Below are 872 nucleotides of genomic sequence, written 5' to 3'. Positions count from 1 at the left end.
GCGCTCCAGGCCCTGCGCCACCATGCTCCGTGATCTACCGCCGATCGCATGCATCAGGTCTTCATAGCTGGCCGCTGCAACGCGCGAAGACACGGGCAGGTCCACCGAGTCTTTTTCAACAACCACTGTCTCAGCCATGAAGTGCAGGGCGACATAGAGCATGAGCGCGGCCGTGCTCGATGCCGGCGACAGATCTCCTTCACGTGCCCATCGCAGGTGGGGTAGCGCATTCAGTGTGACTGCAGAAGGGACACGATGCCAGTAGAGAGTCCTGATCATTTCCGCCCAATCAGGTAGAGGGCATAGCCCGCCACGGCGATCGCGATCACCGGAAGCAGTGCGTTCAGCAGTTGCACCAGCTGAGGCGTGTTCGCCGCAAGCCATCCCAGACTGAAAACAACGAGGTCTTCTTTCTTCATCACACGCCCTTTCGTTAAAGCAGCCTCGTTTGTAAATTTTTAGTTTGGATGTTTCTAGATACCGGTGCAGTCAATTATCGCTTTTTATGCAAAAAAACTCAATGATGACAATGGTTTAGATGCATAATTCTTGTTCTCTGGCACTTCGAGCTTAGTTCACGAAACGGCCGGAAATCCAATTTTCGTGAACTGATCGTGCTCTGGAAGCGCATGAACTTCAGGAAACAGACCATGGATGGAGTGATCAAGGCAGCCGGTCGTGCTGCGCCGACCCAGGTGGCTCGGCTCTACATGCGTGTCAGCACCGAAGAGCAGGATCTGGAAAGACAGGAAGCGATCATTGCCGCGGCGAAGGCAGCGGGCTTCTACCTGGCAGGCATCTACCGGGAAAAAGCTTCTGGTGCCCGTGTTGACCGTCCGGAGCTGCTTCGGATGATCAACGACCTCCAGCCC

The 872-nt window shown here is 55.2% G+C and carries 2 protein-coding genes; one reads left to right on the top strand and one right to left on the bottom strand.

Annotated features, from left to right (window positions below; all coding sequences use genetic code 11):
• Positions 1-275: 275 nt before the first annotated feature.
• Positions 276-419, bottom strand: a complete 144-nt coding sequence (locus GVL03_RS18900; RefSeq protein WP_159502550.1) for a hypothetical protein — start codon at positions 417-419, stop codon at positions 276-278.
• 231 nt (positions 420-650) lie between these two features.
• On the opposite strand from GVL03_RS18900, the gene GVL03_RS18895 reads away from it, so the two are divergent.
• A partial coding sequence (locus GVL03_RS18895) for a recombinase family protein (RefSeq protein ID WP_159502549.1) occupies positions 651-872 on the top strand: 222 nt, incomplete at its 3' end.

Source organism: Microbacterium sp. 18062 (assembly GCF_902706225.1).
Classification (GTDB): Bacteria; Actinomycetota; Actinomycetes; order Actinomycetales; family Microbacteriaceae; genus Microbacterium.
The sequence above is the reverse complement of the archived record's forward strand: the minus strand, read 5'-3'. Positions and strand labels throughout refer to the sequence as shown.